Origin of the sequence: Solwaraspora sp. WMMD791, assembly GCF_029581195.1 — a bacterium.
Classification (GTDB): Bacteria; Actinomycetota; Actinomycetes; order Mycobacteriales; family Micromonosporaceae; genus Micromonospora_E.
Window position 1 is genome coordinate 1,388,854 of sequence record NZ_CP120737.1, and the last position, 26,280, is coordinate 1,415,133.

General features: G+C 69.9%; 22 protein-coding genes and 1 pseudogene. 11 read left to right on the top strand and 12 right to left on the bottom strand.

Translation table 11 applies throughout. The annotated features are described in order from the left end of the window. Positions 1-7: 7 nt before the first annotated feature. The gene (locus O7623_RS05930) at positions 8-424 is read right to left on the bottom strand and encodes an acyl carrier protein (protein ID WP_282227579.1); all 417 of its coding nucleotides are present in this window, start codon (positions 422-424) and stop codon (positions 8-10) included. Between the two features lie 186 nt (positions 425-610). Between O7623_RS05930 and O7623_RS05935 the strand changes: the two genes are divergently transcribed. Next, a complete protein-coding gene (locus tag O7623_RS05935) occupies positions 611-1,903 on the top strand; it encodes a type III PLP-dependent enzyme (RefSeq protein ID WP_282227580.1) in 1,293 nt (430 codons plus the stop codon). A gap of 235 nt (positions 1,904-2,138) precedes the next feature. On the opposite strand, the pseudogene O7623_RS31330 reads toward O7623_RS05935, so the two are convergent. The 7 genes and pseudogenes from O7623_RS31330 to O7623_RS05970 all read right to left on the bottom strand — a co-directional run. Further along, positions 2,139-2,645, bottom strand: a pseudogene (locus O7623_RS31330) (4'-phosphopantetheinyl transferase superfamily protein); the annotation flags it as partial. After that, positions 2,642-3,841 (bottom strand): acyl-CoA dehydrogenase family protein, encoded by a 1,200-nt coding sequence (locus O7623_RS05945; protein ID WP_282227581.1) that lies wholly within the window; start codon positions 3,839-3,841, stop codon positions 2,642-2,644. The gene O7623_RS05945 and the pseudogene O7623_RS31330, both read right to left, overlap by 4 nt. A 14-nt stretch (positions 3,842-3,855) precedes the next feature. Next, positions 3,856-4,542 carry a hypothetical protein gene (locus O7623_RS05950; RefSeq protein ID WP_282227582.1) on the bottom strand — a complete coding sequence of 229 codons (687 nt, stop codon included), beginning with the start codon at positions 4,540-4,542 and terminating at the stop codon, positions 3,856-3,858. Then, positions 4,539-5,423 (bottom strand): hypothetical protein, encoded by an 885-nt coding sequence (locus O7623_RS05955; RefSeq protein WP_282227583.1) that lies wholly within the window; start codon positions 5,421-5,423, stop codon positions 4,539-4,541. The genes O7623_RS05950 and O7623_RS05955 overlap by 4 nt, the downstream gene beginning before the upstream one ends. Further along, positions 5,420-5,710, bottom strand: a complete 291-nt coding sequence (locus O7623_RS05960) for a phosphopantetheine-binding protein (RefSeq protein ID WP_282227584.1) — start codon at positions 5,708-5,710, stop codon at positions 5,420-5,422. The genes O7623_RS05955 and O7623_RS05960 overlap by 4 nt, the downstream gene beginning before the upstream one ends. Before the next feature lie 119 nt (positions 5,711-5,829). Then, on the bottom strand, positions 5,830-7,149 hold the full coding sequence (locus O7623_RS05965; RefSeq protein ID WP_282227585.1) for an ATP-grasp domain-containing protein: 1,320 nt from the start codon (positions 7,147-7,149) through the stop codon (positions 5,830-5,832). A gap of 123 nt (positions 7,150-7,272) precedes the next feature. Next, complete coding sequence (locus O7623_RS05970) at positions 7,273-8,208, bottom strand: 3-oxoacyl-[acyl-carrier-protein] synthase III C-terminal domain-containing protein (protein ID WP_282227586.1); 936 nt, start codon at positions 8,206-8,208, stop codon at positions 7,273-7,275. A gap of 230 nt (positions 8,209-8,438) precedes the next feature. Between O7623_RS05970 and O7623_RS05975 the strand changes: the two genes are divergently transcribed. After that, entirely contained in the window at positions 8,439-9,845 is a 1,407-nt protein-coding gene (locus O7623_RS05975; RefSeq protein ID WP_282227587.1) for an aldehyde dehydrogenase family protein, read from the top strand. 34 nt (positions 9,846-9,879) lie between these two features. Further along, positions 9,880-11,799 carry a PhoX family phosphatase gene (locus O7623_RS05980; protein ID WP_282227588.1) on the top strand — a complete coding sequence of 640 codons (1,920 nt, stop codon included), beginning with the start codon at positions 9,880-9,882 and terminating at the stop codon, positions 11,797-11,799. A gap of 82 nt (positions 11,800-11,881) precedes the next feature. On the opposite strand, the gene O7623_RS05985 is transcribed toward O7623_RS05980, so the two are convergent. Both O7623_RS05985 and O7623_RS05990 read right to left on the bottom strand, forming a co-directional pair. Continuing rightward, positions 11,882-13,240, bottom strand: coding sequence for a hypothetical protein (locus O7623_RS05985; protein ID WP_282227589.1), 1,359 nt, complete (start codon positions 13,238-13,240; stop codon positions 11,882-11,884). A 14-nt stretch (positions 13,241-13,254) separates the two neighbouring features. Beyond that, positions 13,255-14,733 carry an amidase family protein gene (locus tag O7623_RS05990; RefSeq protein ID WP_282227590.1) on the bottom strand — a complete coding sequence of 493 codons (1,479 nt, stop codon included), beginning with the start codon at positions 14,731-14,733 and terminating at the stop codon, positions 13,255-13,257. 310 nt (positions 14,734-15,043) lie between these two features. Here O7623_RS05990 and O7623_RS05995 point away from each other — a divergent pair, with 310 nt between their 5' ends. Next, complete coding sequence (locus O7623_RS05995; RefSeq protein ID WP_282227591.1) at positions 15,044-16,150, top strand: alcohol dehydrogenase catalytic domain-containing protein; 1,107 nt, start codon at positions 15,044-15,046, stop codon at positions 16,148-16,150. Between the two features lie 114 nt (positions 16,151-16,264). Here O7623_RS05995 and O7623_RS06000 read toward each other — a convergent pair whose 3' ends face one another. Then, on the bottom strand, positions 16,265-17,110 hold the full coding sequence (locus O7623_RS06000) for a phytanoyl-CoA dioxygenase family protein (protein ID WP_282227592.1): 846 nt from the start codon (positions 17,108-17,110) through the stop codon (positions 16,265-16,267). Between the two features lie 275 nt (positions 17,111-17,385). On the opposite strand from O7623_RS06000, the gene O7623_RS06005 reads away from it, so the two are divergent. From O7623_RS06005 to O7623_RS06020, 4 genes are all read left to right on the top strand, one after another. Next, positions 17,386-18,450: a TauD/TfdA family dioxygenase gene (locus O7623_RS06005; protein WP_282227593.1), complete on the top strand. Its 1,065-nt coding sequence runs from the start codon at positions 17,386-17,388 to the stop codon at positions 18,448-18,450. 9 nt (positions 18,451-18,459) lie between these two features. Next, on the top strand, positions 18,460-19,722 hold the full coding sequence (locus O7623_RS06010; protein ID WP_282227594.1) for an argininosuccinate synthase domain-containing protein: 1,263 nt from the start codon (positions 18,460-18,462) through the stop codon (positions 19,720-19,722). Next, entirely contained in the window at positions 19,697-20,410 is a 714-nt protein-coding gene (locus O7623_RS06015) for a cyclase family protein (protein WP_282227595.1), read from the top strand. The genes O7623_RS06010 and O7623_RS06015 overlap by 26 nt, the downstream gene beginning before the upstream one ends. A gap of 378 nt (positions 20,411-20,788) precedes the next feature. Beyond that, entirely contained in the window at positions 20,789-21,451 is a 663-nt protein-coding gene (locus O7623_RS06020; protein ID WP_282227596.1) for a response regulator transcription factor, read from the top strand. A gap of 400 nt (positions 21,452-21,851) precedes the next feature. On the opposite strand, the gene O7623_RS06025 is transcribed toward O7623_RS06020, so the two are convergent. Then, complete coding sequence (locus O7623_RS06025; protein ID WP_282227597.1) at positions 21,852-22,604, bottom strand: VOC family protein; 753 nt, start codon at positions 22,602-22,604, stop codon at positions 21,852-21,854. Between the two features lie 342 nt (positions 22,605-22,946). Between O7623_RS06025 and O7623_RS06030 the strand changes: the two genes are divergently transcribed. The 3 genes from O7623_RS06030 to O7623_RS06040 all read left to right on the top strand — a co-directional run bounded on the left by O7623_RS06030 (position 22,947) and on the right by O7623_RS06040 (position 26,164). Next, positions 22,947-24,311 (top strand): glycoside hydrolase family 6 protein, encoded by a 1,365-nt coding sequence (locus O7623_RS06030; protein WP_282227598.1) that lies wholly within the window; start codon positions 22,947-22,949, stop codon positions 24,309-24,311. Positions 24,312-24,515: 204 nt separating this feature from the next. Then, entirely contained in the window at positions 24,516-24,857 is a 342-nt protein-coding gene (locus O7623_RS06035; RefSeq protein WP_282227599.1) for a YciI family protein, read from the top strand. A 38-nt stretch (positions 24,858-24,895) separates the two neighbouring features. Then, complete coding sequence (locus O7623_RS06040; RefSeq protein WP_348775129.1) at positions 24,896-26,164, top strand: RNA polymerase sigma factor; 1,269 nt, start codon at positions 24,896-24,898, stop codon at positions 26,162-26,164. The last annotated feature ends 116 nt before the right edge of the window (positions 26,165-26,280 follow it).

Here is a 26,280-nt window from a genome sequence, read left to right on the forward strand (position 1 = left end):
GGTGCCGTCAATGACGCAGCCCTCCCCCGGCGGGACCCGGGACGGACGTGTACGCGACGCAGACCTGCGCCAGCCCGGCCGGGGTCGCATCCTCGAAGATGGTTTCCAGGAGAGTGGACTGCAGCGCCTCCGCCGGCTCCGCCCCGGCTGGCCGGCAGACGTCGACCAGCCGTTGCAGCACGTCGACGGCGCGGACCGAGTCCCCGCCGCAGTCGAAGAAGTCCTCGTCCGGAGCGAGCGGCTCGCGCCGCAGCGCCGCGCCCATCAGCTCGCCGATCGTGGCGCTGAGGGCCGAATGCCCGTTTTCCATGTCGTCCCCGATCGGCTCGTGGCGGTGGATACGTTCGGGTTCCGGCAGCCGGCCGGACGCGGCCTCGACGCCGTGCAGTCGACCGGTCCCGGGCTGCCTGTCACCAGGGTCCACCCGGGCTGACCGCGGCAGAAGGGGCAACCGTGCGCCCCACTTGCCCTGCGCGATCGGGTACGCCGCCACGCGTCGACGCCGGTCCGGTAGCCGCCCGCCCTGACCGTCGGAGCGCCCGTAGGCGGCTTGGCGTGCACTGTGCGTCGTCGAGAATGACGAGGGACGACAGAACCGGGAGGCGAGGGCATGGCAGACGACGTCGGCATGCAGGATGTACGGTTCGAGGAACTCGCGGCGCGGTACGGCACCCCGTTGTACGTCTACGACTCGACGGTGCTGGCTGCCCAGTTCGGCCGGCTCCGAGACGCGTTGAATCCTGGTCTGGAGTTCTTCTTCTCGCTGAAGGCGAACCCCAACGTGGCGATCTGCGCCCGGCTTGCCGGCCTCGGCGCCCGCGCGGAGGTCTCGTCCCTGACGGAGCTGCTCACCGCCAGCCGGGCCGGGGTGCGTCCGGAGAACATCATCTTCCTCGGGCCGGGCAAGAGTGCCGAGGAGTTGCAGGCCTGTCTGGACCGTCGGATCTATGCGATCGTCTGCGAATCCCTCGATGAGTTGCGGCTCATCGACAGCCTGGCCAGGGCGGCAGGCGTCGTGGCTCCGGTGGCGCTGCGGGTCAACCCGAGCTTCACCGTCAAGGGCTCGGGGCTGACGATGGGCGGGCGACCCCGACAGTTCGGCATCGACGAGGACGAGTTGATGCGCCAGACCGGGCTGAGCACTCGGTACCCCTGCGTCCGGTTGATGGGTGTACACGTCTACATGGGCACTCGCATCCTCGACCCAGGAGTGATCGCCGACAACAGCCGGCGGGTCCTGGAGCTTGCCGAGCGGCTCAGCGCCCGACTCGACTTCCCGCTGGAGCTGGTCGACGTCGGCGGCGGCCTCGGGGTGGCGTACTTCGACAACGAGCGGGACCTCGACGTCAACCTACTGGCCGGGCTGCTCAATCCAGTTCTCGGCGAGTTCCGCGCCCGGCACCCACGAACGCGACTGGTGATGGAGCTGGGTCGCTACCTGACCGCGCCGGCCGGCATCTACGTGGTCCGGGTCCGCTACCTCAAGACCTCACTCGGTCAACGGTTCGCGATCACCGACGGCGGCACCCACCATCACATGGCCGCGGTCGGCATCGGCTCCTACGTCAAGCGCAACTTCCCCATCCGGCTGCTGCGTGCGGCGGTCGGACAGGCACAGCCCTGGCAGGTGACCGGGCCGCTCTGCACGCCCAACGACACGTTGGCGAAGCAGGTCATGCTGCCGCCGCTGCGTGCCGGCGATCTACTCGGCGTGCTGCGCTCCGGGGCGTATGGTCCGACCGCTTCGCCCGTGCAGTTCCTCAGTCACGGCTATCCCGCAGAGGTACTCGTCCATGACGGACAGTCGTTCCTGGTACGCGATCGTGACCGGCCCGAGGACATGATGCGTCGCCAGCATCTGCCGGGTGTGCTCCAGGCGCGGTCGTCGGTGCCGACCCGGTGATCGCCGGAACCGCGTCGTGCGACTGTGCCGGCAGAGGGCTGTTCCCCACGGCCACGAGGTCCCGCGGGCGTCGGTGCAGGTACTCGATTTCGAACGGCTCGGCGCCGGCCAGCGCGACGCTACCGCGATAGCCATTCGCGACCCGCAGGTCACGTACCCGGAACGGTCCGGGAATCCGGCCTGCGGGCCGGAGCACGACCAACCCGTCCGGGCCCGCCACAGGCAGGTCCAGCCCGTGGAGCAGCCGGCCACCGGCGGCCTTGACACACGCCTCCTTTCGGGTCCAGAGCATCAGGTGCACGGCGGTCCGCTCGCTGGGTGCAGCAGCAGCGACCAGCTGCGCCTCGGCGGCCGGGAAGTAGCGCCGGGCGACCGCCGCGACCGGCCGGCCCGGGCGGATCCGTTCGATGTCGACACCGATGTCGCGGCCGACGGTCACCGCGACCACGGCGCGGCGGCCCGAATGCGAGACGTTGAAACGCAACGTCCCGTCGCCGAGCAGCGGCTTGCCCCAACGCCCGACGCGCAGGGGCACCCGCGCGGGCGGCTCCCCCAGGTAACCGCCGAGAATGACGCGGAGCGATCCGTACACGGCAAGGAACCGACGTCGCACCGCCGGGTCGGCGTAGCTGTTCCAGCGGGCGCGTTCGGCCGGGGTCAACAGTTCGGCGAAGACCTCGGCCAGCTGCGGCGACAGGGCCAGTCCCAGGCACCAGACCTGTACCACCGCAGATCCGGTCACCGGTCCTCCCGCGTCGCGTCCCGGTCGCTGACGCGGGCGTACCCGTCGAAGGCACCGCGCTCCATCGCGGAGGCCACCGCGAGACGCTGCACGTTGCCGGTGCCCTCCATGTACTCCAACGCCCCGGCGTCCCGGTCGAACTTGTCCAGCAGCGGCTGGTCGAGCCGTGCACCGGGTCCGAAGCTGCGCAGCGCCCAGCGCGTCACTCTGGCGGCCAGTCGGGTGGCCCGCAGCTTCGCCGCCGAAGCGAGGTGGCCGTTGCTGCTGTCCGAGTCCACCTCGACGGCGGCCAGGCGGGTCAACCGACGTACCGCCTCGACTTCTCCTTCGACCCGGGCCAGCACGTCACGCTCGACCGGACGTAGCGCGCGGCGGTGCTCCCGGACGTGGTCGCAGGCGGCCTGGGCCAGACCGACGGCCATCGCCGCGACGGTCGGGCGCATCAGGTTGAACGTCCGCTGCCAGCCCCAGCTGCCACGGCGTAACGGTGAGACATGCCGCCCGAGCAGTTGGTGTGCTGCGACGGGCACCTCTTCGAGGGTGAGCTCGCCCAGCTGAGCGCCGCGAACTCCGAGGGTGGGCACGTGGGCGGTGGTGAAGCCCGCGGTGGCGGTGTCGACCAGCGCCGCGCCGAGGTCGAGCGGTCCGTCACCGGTACGGAGGAAGACCACACCCACGGAGGCTCGCAGCGCGTTGCTGATGTAGCGTTTACGCCCGGTCAGGCTCCACCCGGATCCGTCGGCCAGCTCGATGGCACGGGTGCGCAGCCCGCCGGCGTCGGTCCCACCGCCGGGCTCGGTCAGGGCGAAGAAGGTCCAGGTGGGTCGGTCCAGCAGCCGACCGTAGAACCACTCCTGCTGGGCGCGGTCACCGATGGCGCCGACGAGCACACCGGACATCGAGGCACCGGGAAGCGCCAGCATCATGCCGAGGTCGCCGCGGGCGATCTCCTCGCAGAACACCACCCGTTCCAACACAGCGGTCAGGTGAAAGCGTTCACCGGCCAGGACCAACGGTGCCGGGTTGAACGCGGCGGGGATCTGAAGATGCGCTGCGCAGGTGAACGCGGGAGCGTCGCGCAGTCGGAACACCACATCGGGATCCAGGTCCAGCTCCAGGGCGTACGGGCGCAGCTCGGCGGCCCAGCCACGAGCGTGTCGGCTCAGCGTGCGCAGCCGGCGGTCGAGCTCCGGCACGGCTGTTCACCTCCTCACGCCGGCATCCACATGTCGTGACGTGCCGGCAGATAGACATCGGCGAGCAGGCGGGACAGGTAGGCGGCCCTCCCAGGACCGTCCTGCGTGTAGCCGGCGGCACCGAGTACCGGCAGCAGCGCGTTGTCCGTGTCGGTCAGATGGTGATGAGCCTGGACCAGTCTGGTGACCGACTCGCCGACCGGGTCCAGGTCGGTCAACGACGCCCGCACGGTGAGCTGCTCGGTGACCGCCTCGGCGAGGGCGGCCTGGAGGAGCGGGTTGCGCAGCAGGGACTCACCGGCGGACGGCCGGCTGGCAAGGTGGGAGCGGGCCTGGTCCAGCAGCCGCACCGAGGTGCCCAACCGCAGCCAGGCCAGGCCGAGCAACCAGGTTTGGTACCGGCCCGGGCCCCGTCCGTCCGGCCGGGGCAACCCGCGAACGGCCACCAGGTCGGTGTCCCGTACGGGCGCGGGGAGCGGGACCGCCGTCACACCGACGAGCCCGCGCAATGGCGTGCCGGTGGGCCACACCCGTACGGCCACGCGCTCGACGGCACCGGGCGCCACGGCCTGTCCGCTAGGTCCGGCGACCAGCGAACCGGGGGCGAGCCTGTCGTAGAGGTCGCTGAGGGCCGCCTCGACGCCGGACGACCGGGCGGCGCGGTACGGTCGGATCCACCTGTCCGGGGTACCGGTGTTCATGTGCGCCCGGTGCCGGTGACGTCGAGCAGACAGGTGGCGAGTCGCTCCTGGTCGGAGTCGTGATCGGCGATCAGGACCCGCGCTCCTTCGGCCTGCCAGCGGGACAGCCGGACGGCTACCTCCTGCCAGACTCCGGTGACCGGTTGTCCGAGCCGCGCTGGGACAACCAGTACGCCGGGCGACATCTCCGGTAGCTGTCCGATCAGCCCCGCCCCGGTCACGAGAACCTGCGGTTCGTGCTCGGCCAGCGCCTCCGCCAAGACGGCCGCCGGCGCCCGGCCATGGGTCGACACGCTGTGCGGCGGGTGCAGCCGGCCGGCGTCGGCCACCGGATCGAACGCCAGCACCACCACCACGTCGTGCTCGACCCTGAGGGGCTGCGGCACCGGCATGTCGTGCAGCAACGTGGTCTGATCGACGGCGATGAGCAGTAGCCGGCCGGCTGCGTCGCGGCGCGCCCGGTTGGCTAGCACCTGCAGAGCCGTGAAGGCGGTGACCAGTCCCTGGTCGAGTACGGCGAAGGCGAGCCCGGCGTCGGGTACCAGGGTGCTGAGGTGGCACATCGGGAACCCCGGCTGAGAGTCCGGCGTCGCTGCGGCGAGTACGGCCAGATCGAACCGGTCAGCGTGCGGACGCAGGCGGGGCAGCACCGCGGTGATCATGTCGGTGTACGAGTTGCGTCGCCCCTCGAACGCGCCAGGAGGGCACGTCGCGCCGTAGGCGCGCATCAGGTCCGGATAGTAGATGTGGTCGTCGTTGCCGAAACGTCCGCCGGGACCGAATACCTGATGCACCGCACCAGCCAGGGCCAGTGGCGCGGGCCGCCCCAGCGCCGGGGCGTCGGTCTGCGACCGGCGCCCCGGCGTGGTGACGTACATCACGCGCTCTGCTCGGCCTGGCCGGCGACATAGGTGATGAGCGCGCCCACGGTCTCGAAGTCGGTCGGCTCGAGGGTGTCGGTGTCGAACTCGACGCCCAGCTCCGCCTCCAGCTGGATGAGCAGCTCCAGCACGCTGGTGGAGTCAAAGGAGAGATCCTCGAACAGCCGCATGTGCGGCCCGATCTCCGATGCGCTGCGGCTCAGCATCTGCCCGAGCGCACCGACCACCACGGTGGTGATGTCACTGGTAGCTACCGGTGCGGCGGCACCGACGGTCGCGTCGCTCATGTCGTCTCCCTGTCTGGTCGCGGTCCGCTCCGATCGGGCGGGGCGGACGGTGGGCCGGTGCGGGGTGCGTCGGCCTCGGTATGGCGGAATCCGACCGGCCCGTGGCCGGCCGGCCGAAGCTATGGCTGCTCGACGGTCGCGGAGCAGTTTCGTAGCCGGTCGGCGATCTCCCGGTCGAGGGCGTCGACCTGACGGGCGGAGCCGGCGGACACGACACCGTAGAGCCGGCTCGCGAAGCCGGTGCCCTCGGTACCGGCGGCGTTCACGGCGGCGTTCACCGTGGCAAAGTTGTTGATCACCAGGCCCGGCCGGTCCGGTCGGTCGGCGAGTACACCGGCCAGCAGCGCCGACAGCTCACCGAAGGGCAGCGCTCTGGTCAGCCGCATCGGGTACTGGCGGGCCAGTGCGACCGTGTCCGGACCGAACCAGGTCCGGCGCAACCGCTCCTGGTACGTGGACATGTTGTTGCGCGCGTTCACCTCGATGATCGGGTAGAGACGACCATCCGTGGTGGTCAGTGCGTCCACGCCGACGATGCCGAAGTAACCGTCGGCGGCGAGCCGACCACCGATCGCCCGGGCGGCGGAGCGCACCTGCCGGTGCTGAGCCGGGGACAGCGGTGCCGGCATCCGATGTCCCTGGTGCACGCCGTCGCTGGTGATCGCCTCTTTGACCACGTCGAAGTGCACCTCGCCGACCCGGTCGACGGTCATCTGATAGTTCAGGTCGTGGCGTTTGGGCAGCCACTCCTCCATGATCACGCCAACTCGACCGCCGCTGCGCCGGGCACCGCGCGCAATCAGAGCGTGCAGTTGGGCGAGGCGGCGGGAATCGCGCACCACCACGATGCCCCGGCCGGAGACACCGAATGCGTCCTTGAGCACGATCGGCCGTCCGGCGGCGAGCCATTCGCCGGCCCGCCGTACGGCTCGGTCCAGTTCGTCGAGTTCACGGCAGACCATGCCCTCGGGCTGCGGTAGCCCCAACTCGTCAGCCAGCAACCGGCTGTAGATCTTGCTGTTGACCTTCTTGCAGACATCGGCCGGCGGTGCCGCCAGGCGCAGGCCGGTGAGCTGCGTGAGTCGTTCCTCGACCACCGACACCCCGTGCGGCCACAGCTGGGCGCCCTTGCCCGCCAGCCGGCCAAGGGCGCCGATCAGTTGGGGATCGGCCACCGCGTCTTCACTGACGGTGCGCTGCGGTTGCTGGTTAGCGACGGTCAGCACTCGGGGCAGAGCCAGCCCCAGGTCGGCAAGGTAGCGCAGGTAGTCCTCGTCGGGCGGGGCCTTGACGACGACGTAGTCGTCCGGGCCGGCCAGCAGCAGCGCGAATTCGTCCATCCGGTTCACGATCACCCGGCTCGCGGGCATGACGATTCCCGGCAGGCCCGGTTCACCCTGTGCCCAATGCTCCTCGACCTCGAAGTTGCCAAGCAGCACCAGAGGACGGTCGGCGGCACCGGTCAACACGGTGCGTAGCTGCGACAGAACATCGCCAGTGAGTGTGCGGGTGTGCACGGCTCGCACTCCAGACTCTGCGTCGGTGGACGAGGAGCGTGGCCCTCAGTGAACGAGGACCATCGCGGCGACGGTGGCGCCGAGCCCCACCGACGTCATCAGGTAGGGATCACCGGGTCTCAGCCGCCCCTGCTCGCGGGCAAGCTGATAGGCGGCGAAGGAGTCAGCCGCGAAGCAGTGCCCGGTGCGCGGAAGGTTGGCCAGGATCAGCCGCTCCGCGCTGCGGATGTTCAGTAGCCGGAGCACCCGCAGCCAGGACACCCGGTTGACGTTGTGCGGCAGGATCGCGACGATCTCGTCCAGGTCTGTTCCGGACTCCTTGACGGCGGTCCGCACCACGTCGGCGAGCATGGTCGGGTATTCCTCACGGAATGCCGCCGCGTCCTCCTCCGACATCCACGGCCCCGCGGAGAAACGCCCGTAGGTGGCGGCGACGTAGGACAGCACCTGGTCGCGTTCGCCGCCCGCGCTGATCAGCACCCCGGTGCAGCCCTCCCCCATCACACCGGTGCCGGAGATGACCTGGGCGGAGGCCGTGAAGACCTTCTCTCCGGTGAGCACCAGTGCCAGCGCCGCGGGGTCGGGGTCGTCGGCCAGCAGCCTGCCGGCGATGTCCACGGCGAGCAGGCCGGACGCGCAGGCGTGCTGGCTGACGGTGAATGTCGCCGCGTGGGCCAGGCCCAACCGGCAGGCGGCCTCGCGGAGGGGATTTATCGGGTACGGGGCCACCACCGGCATCGTCCGGGCGTGCAGGACGTAACGGACCAGGTGCTCGCGGCCGCGCAGCGCCGTCATCCCGACGGCTCCGCCGACCAAAAGATCGGCCAGGCTACCCGTGCGGTCGATCCGAACCTCTCGGAACCCGTAGAACCTCTCGTGCAGCCGGATCTCGGCTGGCGAGAACCCGTAGGCGGCGAGGCACTCGCCGGCCGAGACCCGGTCCGGTGGCAGAAACGTGTGCACCGCCTCGATCGACGTCACCTGGCCTCCTTCCGCCGGCACCGGCCGTCCACCGTCCGACGGGCTTTCCGGACCCGTCGTGCGCCTTTCGACCTTCCCGCCTACGGGGTCCGTCCGGGAGCCACCGACGGGCGGACCAAGCCCCTGGCCGGACCGGCATGCCCGCAAGCGGGGGTTCTGGGCCATCTGGCCGACGCGAAGACTGACCTGGTCCGTCGAATGGACGGACCAGGTCGGTAGGGAGAGTGTGCGTGTTCATTCCGATGACCATCGCGGGGCGTTCCGTGCGCTCGGCCGAACGGATGCCGGTGGAGAACCCGGCCAGCGCCGAGGCGTTCGCGCAGGTGCCGCGCTGCACGGCCACACAGCTCGACGACGCGGTACGCAGCGCGGTCGCCGCCTTCGACAGCTGGTCCCGCTCGGGTGAGGACGCCCGACGGGCCGCACTGCGCACCTGCGGATCCGTCCTGGCTCAGGCGACCGAGGAGTTGGCCGGTCTGCTCACCACCGAGCAGGGCAAACCGCTGCGTCAGGCGCTGGCCGAGGTGTCGCTCGCCGCCGACTGGTTCGGCCACACCGCCCAGCTGTCGTTGCCTCGACAGCTGCTGGTCGACGACGGAGCCGTCCAGGCCACGATGGAGCACGCACCGGTGGGACCGGTCGCGGCGATCGCCCCCAGCAACTACCCGATCCTGCTGGCTGTCACCAAGATCGCGCCCGCGCTGCTGGCCGGCAACACGGTCGTACTCAAGCCGTCGCCGGTGACCCCGCTGGCCAGCCTTCGAATGGCGCAGTTGCTGGCCGAGGTGCTTCCTACGGGGGTCCTCAGCGCCGTCAGCGGTGACGGCGACCTCGGACCGGCGCTGGTGACCCACCCGGCGATCCGAATGATCTCCTTCACCGGCTCGACCCGGTCCGGACGGGCCATCGGGGAAAGCGCCGCGGCGACCTTCAAGCGGACCGTCCTCGAACTCGGCGGCAACGATCCGTGCGTCCTGATGCCCGGTACGGCGGTAGACCAGGTAGCCGGGGAGATCTTCAGACGGGCGACCACCAACAGCGGACAGTTCTGCGCGGCGATCAAACGGATCTACGTTCCAGCGGCGCAGGCCGCGGAGCTGACCGAGGCGCTGCACGCAGAGGCGCAAGCCGCGACGGTCGGGGACGGGCACGACCCCGACACCGATCTCGGCCCCCTGGTGAGCCGGGCCCAGCTCGAGCACGTGCAGCGGCTGGTCGAGGAGGCGACCCGGGCAGGCGCGAGCGTGGTCACCGGCGGAGCGGCGCTGCCCCGGCCCGGACACTTCTTCCCACCCACCGTGGTGACCGACCTGCCCTACGGCACCGACCTCGAGCAGGACGAGCAGTTCGGTCCCGTACTGCCGGTGATCGGCTACGACGACATCGACGAGGCCGTTGCTCGGGCCAATGGCACCCGATTCGCGCTGGGCGGCTCGGTCTGGGGCGATCCGGAAGCCGCGCAGGACCTCGCCGCACGCCTCGAATGCGGCACCGCCTGGGTCAACACCCATGGTGATCTACGCCATGACGTCCCCTTCGGCGGACTGCGCGAGTCCGGAACCGGTGTGGAGTACGGCTACTGGGGACTGTTGGAGTACACCAACATCAGGATCATCCACGCCCGGCGGCAGGGCTGAAGGTTTCGCACGTCCATCCCTCATGGAGGTCACCATGCACGACGACATCACCCCTCCGGACCCGCTGCACCGACTCGAGTCGGACGACATCAGCGTGAACCACTCCGGCAATCGCCTCTTCCACGACGTCCTCACCACCCGGCTCGCTCGCCGCAGCGCACTGGCCGGCGGTATGCTCGCGGCCGCCGGATTCCTGGGCGCAGGCACGGCCGGTACTGCGACGGCAGCCACCGTCGGGGTCCGACACCGCCGACAGCTGCTGGGTTTCCAGGCGGTCGGGATCAGCTCCGCGGACACCATCGTCGTCGCCGACGGCTACACTGCGCAGGTTCTCATCCCCTGGGGTACGCCGATCCGTTCGGCAGGGCCCGCCTGGCGTCGGGACGCCTCCAACACCGCCGCCGAGCAGGCTGAGCAGATCGGCATGAGCCACGACGGCATGCACTTCTTCCCGCTGGGCCCCGACCGAGGCCTGCTGGTGCTCAATCACGAGTACACCGACCAGGTTCTGCTGTTCACCGACGGGGACGCGGTGATGACCCCGGAGAAGGTCGCCAAGTCGCTCGCGGCACACGGAGTCAGCGTCGTGGAGGTGGCACTGCGTCGGGGACAATGGCACCTGGTGGACTCCCGGTTCAACCGGCGGATCACCGGAGCGACCCCGGTTCGGTTCGCTGGCCCTGTCGCCGGTGACCACCCGTCCTTGCGCACGGGTGAACCGGCGCGTGGGACGCTGAACAACTGCTCATCCGGCGCCACCCCTTGGGGCACTTACCTGACCTGCGAGGAGAACTGGAACGAGTACTTCGCCACCGACGACCCGAACTGGCAGCCCAACCCCCAGCAGACCCGCTACGGGGTGACCCGGCAAGGCTACGGGTACCGATGGCACCACGGGGATCCGCGGTTCGACCTCGCGGCGACCCCGAACGAGGCCAACCGGTTCGGCTGGGTGGTGGAGATAGACCCACGCGACCCCACCGGCACACCGGTGAAGCGCACGGCGCTGGGACGGATCAAGCACGAGACTGCCACGGTGACCGAATCCCGGGGGCGGGTGGTCGTGTACACCGGCGACGACCAGGTCGGTGAGTACATCTACAAGTTCGTCAGCTCCGGCCGGTGGCGGGTCATGCGCAAGACCGGCCGGCACCCGCTGGACCACGGCACCCTCTACGTCGCCCGGTTCGACGACGACGGCACCGGCCGCTGGCTGGCCCTCACCCACGGCACCGGTCCGCTGACCTCGGCCAACGGTTGGCGCGACCAGGCTGATGTGATGCTTCGGACCCGGCAGGCCGCCGACGCGGTCGGAGCAACCCCGATGGACCGGCCGGAGTGGATCGCCGTCCACCCGCGCACCGGCGAGGTGTACGTCACGTTGAGCAATGGACCGGGCTTTGCAAACGCCGCCAACCCACGACAGCCCAACCCGTTCGGCCACATCGTCCGATGGCGGGAACGGCACGGTGACGCCACCGCCACCACCTTCGAGTGGGACATCTTCCTGCTGGCAGGCGACCCCGACTTCGACCCGAGCGTGCGCCTCGGCGCCGAGGGGAAGTTCGGGTCACCGGACGGCCTCGCCTTCGATCGGGACGGACGGCTGTGGATCCAAAGCGACATCTCCAACTCGTCCCTGAACAATCCGCAGACGTACTACGTCAATCTGGGCAACAACGCGTTGTTGGCAGCCGACCCGGTCACCGGGGAGGTCCGACGCTTCGCGGTCGGCCCGCGCGGTTGTGAGCTGTCCGGAATCACCTTCACCCCGGACCACCGGACCATGTTCATCAACGTTCAGCACCCGGGCGAGGCGGTGGCCACCATGCCCCGGCCCACCCCGGAGAACCCCCAGACGGTCAGTAGCTGGCCCGACGCCGACCCCGGCGGACGCCCCCGCTCGGCGACCCTGGTGATTCGCCGTCGCGACGGAGGGGTGATCGGACGCTGAGCGCACCGGACGCTGAGGCACCGGACGGCGGGCCGGCGAGCGCCTCGCCGGCCCACCACGGGACCGGTCCACCCGCCGTCGGTCACCGCCCCGGCTGGACGGCGGCGGTAGCCGGTCGGTGAGCCCGACGACGGCGCCCGACGGCTGCGGCCAGTTCCCGGCCAGTCTCCTCGACGACCCGCTGCGCCTGCTCCGGGTCGTCCCCAGGGGCCATCAGGGAGAGCACCGGCTGCCGGTTGACCAGCCCACGGACCGACGTCGGATACACTCGCACGCCGGTTGCCCAGAGCCGCTCGAACACCGGCCGCAGATCATCGAGGTAGGACAGCGGTCCTCGCGTCCCGAGGCTGACCGCGTCGTGCGAGAAGATCACCTGGTCGGTGGCGCCCGGGCGGCGCAACATGGCGATCGCCGGCATCGCACCGCTGCGTCGGGCGTTGATCTCGGTCACGAAGTAGGTGCCGTCGTCGGCGAGGACGAAGTCCACGCACATCCAGCCGCGGAAACCGCGGGCGTGTGCGGCGTCTCCGATGCTACGGCCGATCCTGATCATCCGGTCCGTCTCGGCCGAGGGCATCGAGCCGGGTCCGACGTGCACGCCCCGGACCCGGGAGACGTCGACCGCCATCACTGTGGGCACGATCCGCCGGACTCCCTCGTCACCGATCCGCAGATCCACCGCTGGGCAGCCCATCCCCGGCCGGTGTGCCACGAACTGCTGAACCAGGAGCGGAAAGGTGCGCAGGAAGGGATCCCGTTCCAGAGCAGTCCACAGCGTCGCGATGCCCGCCGCGTCGCGGTTCAACACCACCGAGCCGTCACCGCCCACGCCGTACGGGCTACGCACGATGACCCGCTCGTGCAGGTTCAACAGGTGCTCGGCCGCACCCCGCAACTCGGCGCTGTCGACCACCAGCATGCCCGGCGGTACCCGCACCCCCGGCACCTCGCGGGCGAGGTCGAGACAGCTCAGCTTCGAATCGAGCTGTCGGCTCACCCAGTACTCCCGCTCCGGCACTCCGTCGAGGCCCACCGCCAGACCCCAGCCGCGTAGCGCCGCCGCGAGCAGAAAGACCTCGGGAGTCGCTCCCCAGGTGACCAGCCGGACATCGTCGTGGCCCTGTAGCAGCGCGCGGAGCCGAGCCAGCGCGGCGCCATCGCCGAGCAGGTCCCTCACCACCATCCCAGTCACCACGGCTGGTGAGACGACCGGCGGCACGTCCTCGTCCAGCAGTCGGTGCACGTCGGTGAACCAGTGCGGATCGTAGCCAGCCGGCAGCACCAGCACCCGCCGACGGCTGCTCCAGTAGACCGCGTAGTCGCCGAGGTGTCCCGCCAGGCGCGTGACGACGTCGGTGACAGCTGGCCCCAGTGGCACCGTGGGATTTCGGGTGTTGAACTCGGCCACGTTGGGCACGACGACGTCGATCGGCTCTGCCATGCGGACCCTCCCGGTCAGATCTGCCGCACTGGCAGGTCGTCGGCGGCCACCGCCGTCAGATCGGGATGGCCGATGGGCGGCAGGACCTCGGCGAGCCGGCGGGCCACCGCCAGGGTCGTCCGGTCCTGAAGGTAGTCACCGGCCACCGCGACGCCGATCGGCAGGCCACGTGAGTCACGGCGAACGGGCAACACGGTCGACGGCAGGTAGCTCACCCCGGTCAGGCCCGCCCACACGATCTGGTCCCAGTAGGGACGGGGGACACCGTCGACGGTGACGGTACGGTCCCGCAACGGCCGATGATCGTGCCGCGTGGCGAGGTTCGGCGCAACCGGCAGCAGGATCGCGTCGTAGCTGGCAAAGAACTGCCGCCAGCGGAGCCGGAGACGATTGCGCTGCTCGTCGGCCTCCACCCAGTCGCGGTAGCTCTGGGCCACGTGCTCCCCGCCCAGTACCGCGTTGGGCGGGCGCCGTCCTGCGGCGATCTCGCCGATCTCCTCGGCGGTGTGTTCCGGCATCGCCACCGACGCCAGCAGCCGCCGGAAGACCCCGTCGCTTCCGGCGAGTCGAACCCCGGAGGGACGGGCCTCCTCGACCACGACGCCGCTGTCGGCGAGCCGGTCGGCAGCGTCACGTAGGGCAGCCAGGACCTCGGCGTCCACCGGACAGTACGGGTCGTCGAACCAGGTCGCCACCCGACGTACCGAGCGCGGCGGCGGCAAGGTCAGGTGCCAGGCCGGCGCGTCCAAGGGGTGCGCCACGGCGATCGCCGTCAGGACCGTTTCCAGGTCGTCCACCGTGCGGGCGATCGGGCCGACCACGGCGATGTCAGCCTCACGCGGTTTGAACGGATAGGGCGGCACGTGACCGATCATCGGCACCGCACGGTAGCTGGTCTTGTGGCCGAGTACACCGCAGGCGCCGGCCGGCACCCGGATCGAGCCGGCCACGTCGGAACCGAGCTCGATCGGGGTAAATCCGGCCGCGACAGCGCCGGCCGCACCACCGGAGGATCCACTGGTCGTGTACTCCTGATTCCAGGGATTGCAGGCCACGCCGAACAGCTCGTTGTAGGACTGCAGGTCGCCCGAGCCCGACGGCACGTTGGTCTTGCCGAAGACGACGACCCCGGCAGCGCGCAGCGCGGCCACCGCCGTGGCGTCCTCGCGGGGCTGGTAGGTACGCAGCTGGGTCAGGCCACCGGTGGTACGGAGTCCAGCCGTGGCGAAACAGTCCTTGATCGTCATGGCCACACCGTGCAGCGGCCCCCACCGTTCGCCCCGAACAGTCGCCTCGTCGGCCTGCCGGGCACGTTCGCGGGCCCGCTCGTCGATGGTGACGACCAGTCCCAGCCTGGCATTGTGCTCCTCGATCCGGGCGAGCTGGGCGTCGAGGTACTCCCGCGCCGAGATCCGCCGGGCCGCGATCGCGTCGGCGACCTGCCGCGCCGACCACCAGCACGGATCCGGGCCGGCATCTCCCGATTCGGACACGCTCACCACCTCGCTTCGTCGACCGGCCACCGCCCACCCAGTCTCGCGACCGTGGCGGGCCGGCGTACCCCTCTCTTAAGCCCTAGACCGGCCATGGCCGGTCGGGCCCGGCCGGTGGCCGACCGGCCGGCTGTCGGGCCATGGCAGGTCCGCCGGTCATCGATGCCGCGCCGGCCGGCCGCCCTTCGCGGCAGGGCGTAGCGGCGGCCGTCTGTGGTTGGTTCGAGGTGAGCCGACTGGCCCAGGATCGCAGCGACCCCAACAGCTGCCGGCACGGTGACCGTTCCGGCCCAGTCGCGAAGGTGCGCCGATGACGATGCCAGGAACCCAGACGGCGGATCCCGAAGCCGGCGACAGGCCGACCATGCGGGCGGTCGTCTACCATGGGCCGGGATCGGTACGCGTCGACGAGGTGGAACTCCCTCGGATACAACATCCGCGGGACGTGATCGTCCGGGTGACCCGTTCCTCAGTCTGCGGCACCGACCTGCACCCCTATCGAGGGGAGCTGCCGGGATTCGCGCCAGGCACGGTGCTCGGCCACGAGTTCGCCGGCACCGTGCACGCGGCGGGGCCGGAGGTCCAGTTCGCCATCGGCACGAGGGTCTTCGCCTCCGACGTCGTCGCCTGCGGACGCTGTGAGACCTGTGCGCTCGGCCGGCACTACCAGTGCCCGGTGGCGACCTTGTTCGGCAGCGACGACCTGGTCGGGGCGCCGCTGCCCGGCGGTCAGGCCGAGTTCGTCCGGGTGCCCTTTGCCGACGTGGTGCTCGCCGCCACCCCCGATGACGTCACCGACGAGCAGGCGCTCTTCGTCGGAGACGTGCTGACGACCGGGCTCGCGGCGGTGCACGGCGCGGAGGTGACGCCCGGCGACCTGGTCGCGGTGGTGGGCGGGGGTCCGCTCGGGCTGCTCGCCGGACTCTGTGCGGTGACCGCTGGCGCCGGGCGGGTCGTGGTGGCTGACCCGACGCCGGCCCGCCGCGACCGGGCGGTCGACCTCGGCTTCATCGCCGTCACACCGGATCAGCTCGACGAGGCAGTTCGACAGGGCGGTGCCCGCGGCGCGGACGCGGTGATCGAAGCGGTGGGCAGCGACGCGGCGCTCGCCTGTGCGGTCCGGACAGCCGCCCCGCACGCCACGGTCTGCGCGGTGGGGGCACACCACTCCACCGCGATGCCCTTTCCCGCCGGGCTCGCCTTCGCCCGCGAATTGACGGTGCGCTTCGCCGTCGGCGACCCGATCCGCATGCGGGATCCGGTGCTGGCCCTGATTCGCTCCGGCCGCCTCGACCCGAGCCGGATCGTCACGCACCGGCTACCGTTGGCGGCGGCCACATCGGCCTACCAGTTGTTCGACCGGCAGGAGGCGATCAAGGTGGTGTTGCACGCCGACGACCCGGTCCTGGCGACCTGACCGTCCACCCGCCGGCAGGCCGCGACACCAATCGGCAGGGACGGTCACCGGTCGACGGACACGCGATCGCCCGCGCCCTGTCGGGCGCGGGCGTCGGCCGCCGTCAGGACCAGCTCAGACGCTGAGCGGAATGGGGGCGATCTCCCGTTCGGCAAGGAACTCCGGTCGCGGGTTGTCCACCGGCCGGGGCGCGTTGTGGACGCCGTTGTAGACCATCAGCAGCATTGCCCGGTCGAACGGTGAGAGATTCGGCGACGAGGCGTGCAGCACGTTGGGGTGGAACATCAACACGGAGCCCGCCGGCCCCTTGGGACTTACGAGTCCGCCCTGCTCAGCCAGCCTGCGGATGACGCTCCGGTCGACCTGGAACTTCTCGGTGGCGGTGAGGGTCGCCATCCAGTTCGGTCCGTCCTCGTAGCCGACCGGCATCCCATCCGTGTCCGTGCCGTCGAGCAGCCCGTACCGGTGAGAGCCCGGAATGAACGTGAGCGGGCCGTTGAACTCGTTGACCTCGTTGAGGAACACGGTGACGTTGACGAGATCGGCCCGGGCGATGCCGTCGCGGTCCCGCCAGTTGATGTAGTCCTGGTGCCACTCCCACTGGTCGCCGGCGAACGCGGCCTTGAGGTTGATCTTCGACTGGTGCACGTACACCTCGTCGTCGAGCAGCTGCCGGGCCGCGCCGGCCAGGTGCGCCGACCGGCTGACCCGGGCCACCACGGGGTCGGTGCGATGTGGCCCGTACACGGACCGCACGGTCACTGCGTCGCGCTCCAGCACCCGCTGCGGTCCCTGCTGAGCCAGGATCCCTGGGACGGCCGCGACCAGTTCGGCCAGCAAATCGGCGGGCAGATGGTCAGCCGGCAGCAACAGAAACCCGTCGCGATGGTAGTCCGCCACCATCTCAGCGGTCAGCGGCGCGGGCCCCGCACTGGGCCGCGCGGCGTCGATCCCGGTCATCGGCGCTCCCTTCTCGTGTGCGAGCGGAACCTCGCCGTCGTCCGACGTGGTCCGGGCTCGGAGCCCGTGACGCGACAGGCCCCGTACCGGCGCTAGTCAACCTCAGCCGTCACGGCCGGGTCTGCTCCTCTTTGCGACCTGGTCTCCTGGGCAGGTCGACCGCGCGCGCCTCCTGCGCTTCCGCCCGGCGGCAGGCACACCGAAGGTGGAAACGTGACCTATCAGGGCCCGGCGTCCAGCGACGCATGAACGATCTCACCCGGAAGGTGGGCCAGATGAGCAGCACCGCGTTACGCGCCGGCGACCTCCACGAGGTCAGGCTGACCCACGACGAGGCCGCCGGGATGCGCAGCTTGTGCCACGAGGCCGTCGAGGCCCTCGGCGACGCGGACCTGAGCACCCAGGCCGCCATGACCATGGTGGAACTGATCGGTTGCCGACTACCGCAACGGCTGATCGCGGCCCTGGTGACCTTCCGGTGCACCGGAAATCCGGGGGGCGCTCTGCTGGTGCACAACGTGCCGGTCGACGAACCGCTGCCGCCCACTCCGACCGACGGATACCTTGCCGACTGGCGTGCGGCCGGAATCGCGACGACCGCCCAGCTGATGATCATGTCACACCTGGGCCACGTCATCGGGTACGCCGACGAGAAGCGCGGCCGGGTCGTGCAGGATGTCGCTCCGATCGCCGGCGCTGAACTGCAGCAGGAGAACAGCGGTTCGGCCTACCTGGAACTGCACACCGAGAACGGCTTCCACCCGTTCAAGCCGGACCTGCTGAGTCTGCTCTGTCTCCGCAGTGACCACGAGCGCAGCGGTCGCACGTTGACCGGGTCGGTGGATCGGGTCTGGCCGCGGCTCAGCTCGACAGCCATCGCCGTATTGCGGCAGCCGCTGTTCCGGATCCGGTTCAGCAGTTCCTTCGCCCAACTCGGATCCACCGGCTACTCCGAACCGGTGGCTGTGCTCTCCGGCCCGCCGGACGACCCCGACCTGACCGCCGACTTCCACGGGATGGAGCCGATCACCGACGAGGCTCGCAGGGCCCTCGACGAGTTGGAGGCCGCCCTGACCCCGTCGCTGAACTCGATCGTGCTCGGCACCGGAAGCATGCTGGTGGTCGACAACTGGCGCGCCGTCCACGGACGTACCGGGTTCACGGCCCGTCATGACGGCACCGACCGATGGCTGCGCCGGTGCTTCGCAGTGGCCGACCTGCGTCGTTCCCGTGGTGCCCGCACGGCCGGCGGACGGGTGCTCGCGCCGTTGACCACCATCCTGGCCGACCGCACGACGGCGCCACCGAGCAGTCACAGCCAGCCGGCCGTCTCGAGATGAGGGTCCCCGATGCGCCGTTTCATCACCACGCTGGACGAGTTGACCTCACGACCACCCCGGCACCTGGTGCTGCTCTACTCCGGCGGACTCGACGGCACCTACCTGCTGCACCTGCTCAAGAACACGACGGTCCGCACGACCGCGTTGAACGTGCACATCGGTCCCCCTGACCCTGCCTCCCAGGCCCGGGGCCTGGCCGCCCGCTTCGGTGCGGCGTACCAGGAGGTCGACGTGACCGAGGAGTTCTTCACCGAGTCGGTGCCCGCCGCGATCCACGCCGACGCCTACTACCAGGGGCAGTTTCCCGTCGGGTCGACACTCAGCCGGCCGCTGATGGCCCGGGCCGCGGTCCGGGTCGCCCGCGACGTCGGGGGCGACGCTGTCGGGCACACCGCGACGTACATGCAGAACAGCACCGCTCGGCTCGGCCGCTCGGTCGCCGCGTTGGATCCGGCGCTGCACATCGTCGCTCCCTTTCTGGGCTCGAACGTCACCCGGGCCGTGAAGCAGGCCCGACTGGCGGAGTCCGGCGTCCACCTGCCGGACGCGGTGCACAGTATCGACGTCAACCCCTGGGGGCGGGTCATCGAGAACGGCAGTCTGGAGTCTCCGGCGAACCGCCTTGACGAGTCGGTGTTCACTCTCACCCGGCACGCGCACGACTGCCCCGCCGAACCAGCCGAGTTGACCATGACCTTCGCCGCAGGGCTTCCGGTAGCGGTGGACGGCAAGGCCCTACCGCTCGGCGAGCTGGTGACCGGTCTCAACGAGCTGGCTGGACGGCACGGCGTCGGTCGGTACTCCGGACTCGAAGATACCGCGTTCGGAGTGAAGAACCATGAGGTCCGGGAATCGCCGGCGGCAACGGTCATCACGGTCGCTCACCGGGCGCTGGCCAACGCGATCCTCGACCCGCGTGAGCACGCACTGCGAACGCTGCTGTCGACGGAATGGACCACCACGGCGGTTCAGGGCGGCTGGTTCAGTCACCTGGGGCGTTCTCTCCGACGCTGCCTGCGCGACCTTGACGAACCGCTGAACGGCACCGTCGATCTGCGGCTGTACCGGGGTGCGGTGACAGTGCTGAGGCTGCAGACGCCGCACGGGCTCGACTATGCCCGACTCGGCGTCGACTTCCACGACTGGATGGACGACTATGGGTTTGCCACGTGGCAGCGCCTGATGACCTTCGCCGATACCGTTCGTACCGTGGTCGACGGCGAGTCACCCGATCGGAGGGACCTCGATGAGCAGCCCGACACCACAGCTTGATCTCACCGAACCCGGTGTCACCTCCCGACTTGTCGACCTGTCGCATGTGGTGCGGCACGGCATGACGACGTACCCGGGCCTGCCTGGCCCGCACATCGAGGACCACATGTCCCGGGAGCAGTCCCGGGACCGGTACGCACCGGGCACCGAGTTCCAGATCGGACGCGTGACCCTGGTCGCCAACACCGGGACCTACCTGGACGCGCCGTTTCACCGTTTCGCTGACGGCGCCGACCTGGCCGAGGTGCCACTGGATCGGCTGGTGGACCTACCGGGTGTACTCATCGACGTCAGCGGCTCGCCGACGCCGGGGGTCGGCATCGACGCGTTCGACGGCCGCCCCCTCGGCGGGCGGGCGGTGCTGATCCGCACCGGATGGGACCGGCACTGGGGCACCGCGGGCTACGGCGCGCCCGGTCATCCGTTCCTGACCGCCGAGGCGGTCTCCTTGCTGGTGTCCCAGGGGCCGGCGGTGGTCGGGATCGACTCGGTCAACATCGACGACATGGCAGATCTGAGCCGTCCCGCGCACACCGAGCTGCTGGCCGCCGGCATACCGATCGTCGAGCATCTGCGTGGGCTCGATCGCCTGCCGACGGAGGGCTTCCGCTTCCACGCCGCGCCGATCGCGGTCGCGGGCATGGGCACCTTCTCGGTCAGAGCGTACGCCCTGATCGAGTCGCCCTGACCGACCCGGTGCCCGACCCAGGGCTGGTGGACGCCGTCACGCCGCCGGGCCGGCCCCGGCGCGGCCAGATCGCTGCGCACGCGTAAAGATGACCACCTGCGGCGCCGATAGCACGATGGATCTGTAGCCGATGGATGTCGGCGGAGACCTCTGATGCCGTTCGGCGACGTCGGCGTGTGATCGATCCGAACACGCGGCGGCGGTCAGATCCAGCGCGCAGGACCAGAGGAGGCGAGATGGCCTCGTCCCGGCATCCTGGTTACCACCGTAGTCCGGATGCCGTCCCGGCGCCACCTAGCCCATCGGGTCTGGTCGACCGATGCGGCAACGGTGCGCGCCGACGGCCACGGGTCTCCGTCAAACCGTGGAGGTAGTGACATGCACAGCATGCTGGAGGCGGACCACGACACCCTTACAGTCGCGGTCCTGGTGGAGAACGAAGTGCTCGGCAGGGGTATCGAGGCGGTACTCAGGAGGGTTCCGGAGGTCTCGACCGTACACCGATGCGGCTCCCGGGAACGGTACGAGGCGCTGTCGCGGCTCGGTGGCATCGACCTTCTCCTCGTGGCACCGCCCGAGGCGCAGTGGCTCGAGAGCGAGGGCAGAGTCGCACGCGACGGTACCTACGTCGTCCTCGTCGTCGACGAGGCCGCCAGCAACATCACCCGCCTGGCGTCGATGCCCGTCGACGGTTTCGTGTCCCAGCAGCGTCTCACCGCTGAGCTGCTCAGTGACACCCTGCGCCGCATTCGCCATGGTGAACTGCCGATGCCACCCGCTCTGACCCGCGCTCTGCTCGCCCGCGCGGACGAACCCGGTTCGGGCACCCGCACCCGCACGGTGAACCTGACCGCGAGGGAGACCGAGGCACTCACGCTGCTGGTGAAGGGACTGAGCAACAAACAGATAGCACGGCGACTGACCATCTCCAGCCACGGCGCGAAGCGCCTGGTGGCGAGCATCATGCTCAAGCTGGACTCGCCCAACCGCACGACCGCCGCAATCCACGCCATCCGGGCCGGGCTGGTCGAGTGCGACTAGACGAGTACTGCGACGCTCGGACCGGCGGACCGATGCTCAAGAAGGCCCGACAGCTCACCGGGTCGGTCAACGACGACATCAAAGGCCAGCCTGATCGTGAGCAACACGGGTGGGCGGACCTTCGCCGGCGTCGCCGTACGAACGGCCCAGCTTCTCCTGGCCATGGCCGCCGAGACTGGCGCAGCGACAAGACCGACGCATCCGTCACCCGGTCAGTGATCGCCTAGGACCACTGACCGGATTGCGGGAACAACTCGTCCAGACAGGCGGACCCGTCGGACACTGTCGCGACGCAGAGCAGGGACCTACCCACGTCCGGGCAACTGTCACCCCGCGCAGCGCCGCAGTAGGGCCGGCCGGCCTGCCCTGCCACAGCGATCACCGGAGGCCTTCGCTCCGATCACTCCTGCAGCACGGAGAGAATGTTCCCAGCCGGATCGCGGAACCAGGCGATCGGCGGTCCCTGACCCCGGAAGATGCCCTTGGCGTCGACGTTTTCGTACTGCTCGAACCGCACGCCGCGGGCCACCAGGGCATCGACAGCCTGCTCGATGTCATCCACCGGGAAGTTGAGCATCGTGTAGGTGGCCGGCTGATGCTCCGACTTCGGGTAGACGAGCACTTCGCGGTCACCTGCCAGTCGCAGGTGGAGCATCCCATACTCCTCCTCGACCTCGAGCCCCAGCGTCTCACCGTAGAACTTCTTCGCGGCCGGGATGTCGTCCACCGAGAAGCCGTTGAACGCCTTCGAACGTGTCAGCATCGTTCCTCCTGTGGCCCGTCGAGCCCGCTGCGCCGCGAGGTAGGCCTCGCTGAGCTGGATGATCTGTACGTAGTTCCCGTCCGGGTCGAGCAGTGTGGCGAAGAGACCGTCGTTTCGTTCCTCCAACGGCGCCAGCCACGTCACCCCCATCGCATCGAGACGGTCGGCGACCACCCGGGCGTCGTCGACCTCGAAATTCAAGATCATTCTTCCCGGCTCGGCGTTCTTGCTGGCGACGTCGTCACGACCGTCCACGAGCATTTCGAAACCGCCGAAGTCGAGAAACCCCGAGGGAGACTCCACCGGGGAGAATGCTGCGACGTACCAGGCACGCAGCCGTTCAGGATCGGCCGTGCCGAGCAGGATGCTGCCGATCCGGAGTCCCGCCATCTGATCCTCCTCGTGAGTCGAGCAACGAGCTCCCATCGTCTATAGCACAGATGTGCGCCTCCCACACGTGCCACACAGCCCGGTTGCCGACGCGGACGCGTCGCAGAGAGCCAGTCTGTCGACCGGGTCGTGCCGGCACATCTCAGAGGTTGCCGCGCTCCGCCGACCGGTGACCTCGACAGCAGACTCGGCACAGCAAAAGGAGATCGACAACCGCCATCCACGGGAGGATGAGTGTGCCCTGCGGAGATCCGGCAACGGTGGAACGCCGCCGCCTGCTCCGCGATGCCGCAGCCGTTTCCGGATCCCATTGTGACCCCACTATCGTCACCAGGAGAAACCATGATCCTTTCCTCGCTGCGCCGTGGCGTGCCCGCCCTCGTCACGGCGGTCGCGGTCATCCTGTCGCTCGGGGTCGCCGCCCCCGACGCACACGCGGCTCCGAAACCTCTGTCCGCGACGACACGGTTCTACACCCCGCCGCCCCACCCGGCTGCCGTCCGCCAGATCGCCGACCTGACCCGGGCCGGCAGGATCCGGGATGCCGGTCTGGTGACGCGCATGGTCACGACTCCGCAGGCGGTCTGGTTCGCTGGGGGATCACCCGCCGAAGTGCGATCGAAGGTGCGGCGAACCGTGCTGGCCGCGGCCCGGCAGAAGACCGTACCCGTGCTGGTCGCCTACAACATTCCGTTCCGCGACTGTGCCCAGTACGCAGCGGGCGGTGCCCGGAACACCACCGACTACCTGGCCTGGATCGACGCGTTCGCCGCCGGCATCGGCGACCGGCGCGCCGTGGTCCTACTGGAACCGGACAGCATCGGCATCGTCCCGTTCCACATCGACCTGTGGGGCGAACAGGAGTGGTGCCGGCCGACGGACAGCGCCGGCAACCCCCTTCCGGGGGCTTCCTCGGAGGAGCACTTCGCCGCGCTGCACGGAGCGGTCGACCGGCTGACCCGTAGACCGGGCGTCGCCCTCTACCTCGATGCCACGCACAGCGACTGGCTGGGTGTCGACGAGAGCGCACACCGCCTGGTGAAGGCGGGGGTCCAGCAAGCGCAGGGCTTCTTCCTCAACTCCGAGAACTATCAGCTCACCGAACGCGAGCTCAAGTACGGCACCTGGATCTCCCAGTGCATCGCGTTCGCCGCCAACCCGGACGACGGCGGCTGGCGGCTCGGCCGCCACGACCTCTGCGGCAGCCAGTACTCCCCGGCCGACCACACCGACTTCAGCACCTGGGTACTCACCGACCAGTGGTACTCCGAAAATCTCGGGCACGCGGTACCGACGACGAGGTTCGTCATCGACACGAGCCGCAACGGCAATGGCCCCAACATGATGGGCACCTACGCCAACGCGCCCTACCACCAGCCGCCGGCGGTGGTCGACACGCTCGCCGAGGGAAACTGGTGCACTCCCCCCGGCCGCGGGCTCGGTCTGCGCCCGACCGCAGACACCGGAGTACCGCTGGTGGACGCCTACCTCTGGGTGAAGGTCCCCGGAACGTCCGACGGCACCTGCGACGCCGCCGGCGGCGCCCGGGCCTGGGACTTCGACCGCTACAACCCATGGCAGGTCCCGCCCGTCCAGCAGCCCCACTTCGATCCGCTGTGGGGCAGGACGATCCCGCCCTTCGGCGACTGGTTCGACGCCTCTGGTCTGGAGTTGGCACAGCTGGCGAATCCGCCGCTGATGCGCTGAGTGTCCCGGCCCGGAGTCGGGCCTTCTGACCAGATCCGGGGCGGACGGCGCCCGTCACGGCCATGCCGACGACGGGCGCCGTCCGGGGTCCGGCGGCCCGCCCAGCGGTGAAGGTGCCTGGCGCGAACGTTTTCGGGGACGGTGTCCATCCCGGGGTGTCCTGTTCGTCGTCAGTATGGAAGCGCCAACGACTGGAGGGTGACCATGAGGTACATGATGCTGCTCTGTGAGGACGAGTCCGTCGGCTTCACGGAGGAGGAGGACCGGGCAACGATGGCGGCCATCGACGTCTGGGTCAAGGAGATGAAGGACCGTAACGTCCTGGTCCAGGGCAACCGGCTGCGGCCGGCCAGCGACGCGACCGCAGTCCGGGTCCGCGACGGAGAGGTGCTCCTCGCCGACGGCCCGTTCGCCGAGGCCAAGGAGCAGATCGCTGGATACGACATCATCGACTGTGCCAACCTCGACGAGGCCATCGAAGTCGCCGCCAAGCACCCGGTCGCGGCCTTCGGCACGATCGAGGTACGACCGTTGCTGCAGGAGTGACGGCGAGGCCCGTGCAACAGCAGGACCAGAGGCTCGGCGTGACGGCAGAGACGATCGACGAAGCGGTCCGGGTGGCGGTGCACGAGACCTACCGCGAGCAGTGGGGGCGCATCGTCGCCACCGTCATCCGGATAACCGGGGACTGGGACCTGGCCGAGGAGTGTGCCCAGGACGCATTCGCCCAGGCCCTGGAGCGCTGGCCGCGCGACGGTCTCCCCCGCCGACCAGCCGCCTGGATCACCACCACCGCGCGGAACCGTGCGGTGGACCGGCTACGCCGAACGGCGGTTGAGGCGGCCAGGATGCAGGAGGTGGCGGCTCTCATGGAGGACAGGACGATCGATGGTTCGTCAGTGGACGACAGCGGCATCGCCGACGACCGGTTGCGACTGATCTTCACCTGTTGCCATCCCGCTCTGGCGTTGGAGGCCAGGGTGGCGTTGACGCTGCGTACCCTCGCTGGGCTCACGACCGCAGAGATCGCGCGGGCGTTCCTGACCAACGAGGCGACCATGGCCAAGCGTCTGGTCCGCGCCAAACGGAAGATCCGGCACGCGGGCATCCCGTACCGGGTTCCGCCAGCGCATCTGCTGCCCGAGCGGGTGCATGGTGTACTCGGAGTGCTCTACCTGATGTTCACCGAGGGACACACGGCCAGTGCCGGACCCGCCCTGGTCCGGCACGGGTTGTGCGACGAGGCGATCCGGTTGGCGCGGACCCTGGCCCGTCTGATGCCCGACGAACCGGAGGCCCTGGGGTTGCTGGCTCTGATGTTGTTGCAGCATGCCCGACGCGGGGCAAGACTCGACGGCACGGGTGAGCTGGTCACCTTGGAACAGCAGGACCGCTCGCGGTGGGACCGGGCGACGATCGCCGAAGGGCTGGCGGTGCTCGACTCGGCGATGCGTCGGACCCGGCCTGGGCCGTACCAGATCCAGGCAGCGATCGCCGCGTGCCACGCCTGTGCGCCACGCGCGGAGGACACCGACTGGATCCGGATCGCCGAGCTCTACCAGCGCTTGGCCGTGCTCGTGCCGTCGCCGGTGGTGCAGGTCAACCGGGCGGTGGCGGTGGCCATGGCCCACGGGCCGGCGGCCGGGCTGCGGCTGGTGGACGAGCTGCCAGCCGACGCCGCCACCATCTACCGGCTCCTGCCCGCCGTTCGGGCCGACCTGCTACGGCGTCTCGGTCGGCACCGGGAGGCGGCGGCGAGCTACCGGGAGGCCCTGGCGTTACCGGCCAGCGAGCCGGAACGCCGGTATCTCACCCGGCGACTGGCCGAGCTCGCCGATGCCACAGGCCCCTGATCTGGGCGACGCGATTCCCGTCGACGAGCCGGAAACGTGTGGGTGCGGCCGCGCGGCGCCCGCGCTGGTCCGTCATGGGCCGCTCGGTCTCGTCGATCGGCAGGCGCGCACCGGGT

Excerpts from the sequence above, each read along its gene's own strand:
- O7623_RS05935 (WP_282227580.1), top strand. The coding sequence starts at position 611 with ATGGCAGACGACGTCGGCATGCAGGATGTACGGTTCGAGGAACTCGCG.
- O7623_RS05950 (WP_282227582.1), bottom strand. The coding sequence starts at position 4,542 with ATGAACACCGGTACCCCGGACAGGTGGATCCGACCGTACCGCGCCGCC.
- O7623_RS05960 (WP_282227584.1), bottom strand. The coding sequence starts at position 5,710 with ATGAGCGACGCGACCGTCGGTGCCGCCGCACCGGTAGCTACCAGTGAC.
- O7623_RS05980 (WP_282227588.1), top strand. The coding sequence starts at position 9,880 with ATGCACGACGACATCACCCCTCCGGACCCGCTGCACCGACTCGAGTCG.
- O7623_RS05985 (WP_282227589.1), bottom strand. The coding sequence starts at position 13,240 with ATGGCAGAGCCGATCGACGTCGTCGTGCCCAACGTGGCCGAGTTCAAC.
- O7623_RS05995 (WP_282227591.1), top strand. The coding sequence starts at position 15,044 with ATGACGATGCCAGGAACCCAGACGGCGGATCCCGAAGCCGGCGACAGG.
- O7623_RS06000 (WP_282227592.1), bottom strand. The coding sequence starts at position 17,110 with ATGACCGGGATCGACGCCGCGCGGCCCAGTGCGGGGCCCGCGCCGCTG.
- O7623_RS06005 (WP_282227593.1), top strand. The coding sequence starts at position 17,386 with ATGAGCAGCACCGCGTTACGCGCCGGCGACCTCCACGAGGTCAGGCTG.
- O7623_RS06010 (WP_282227594.1), top strand. The coding sequence starts at position 18,460 with ATGCGCCGTTTCATCACCACGCTGGACGAGTTGACCTCACGACCACCC.
- O7623_RS06015 (WP_282227595.1), top strand. The coding sequence starts at position 19,697 with ATGAGCAGCCCGACACCACAGCTTGATCTCACCGAACCCGGTGTCACC.
- O7623_RS06020 (WP_282227596.1), top strand. The coding sequence starts at position 20,789 with ATGCACAGCATGCTGGAGGCGGACCACGACACCCTTACAGTCGCGGTC.
- O7623_RS06025 (WP_282227597.1), bottom strand. The coding sequence starts at position 22,604 with ATGGCGGGACTCCGGATCGGCAGCATCCTGCTCGGCACGGCCGATCCT.
- O7623_RS06030 (WP_282227598.1), top strand. The coding sequence starts at position 22,947 with ATGATCCTTTCCTCGCTGCGCCGTGGCGTGCCCGCCCTCGTCACGGCG.
- O7623_RS06035 (WP_282227599.1), top strand. The coding sequence starts at position 24,516 with ATGAGGTACATGATGCTGCTCTGTGAGGACGAGTCCGTCGGCTTCACG.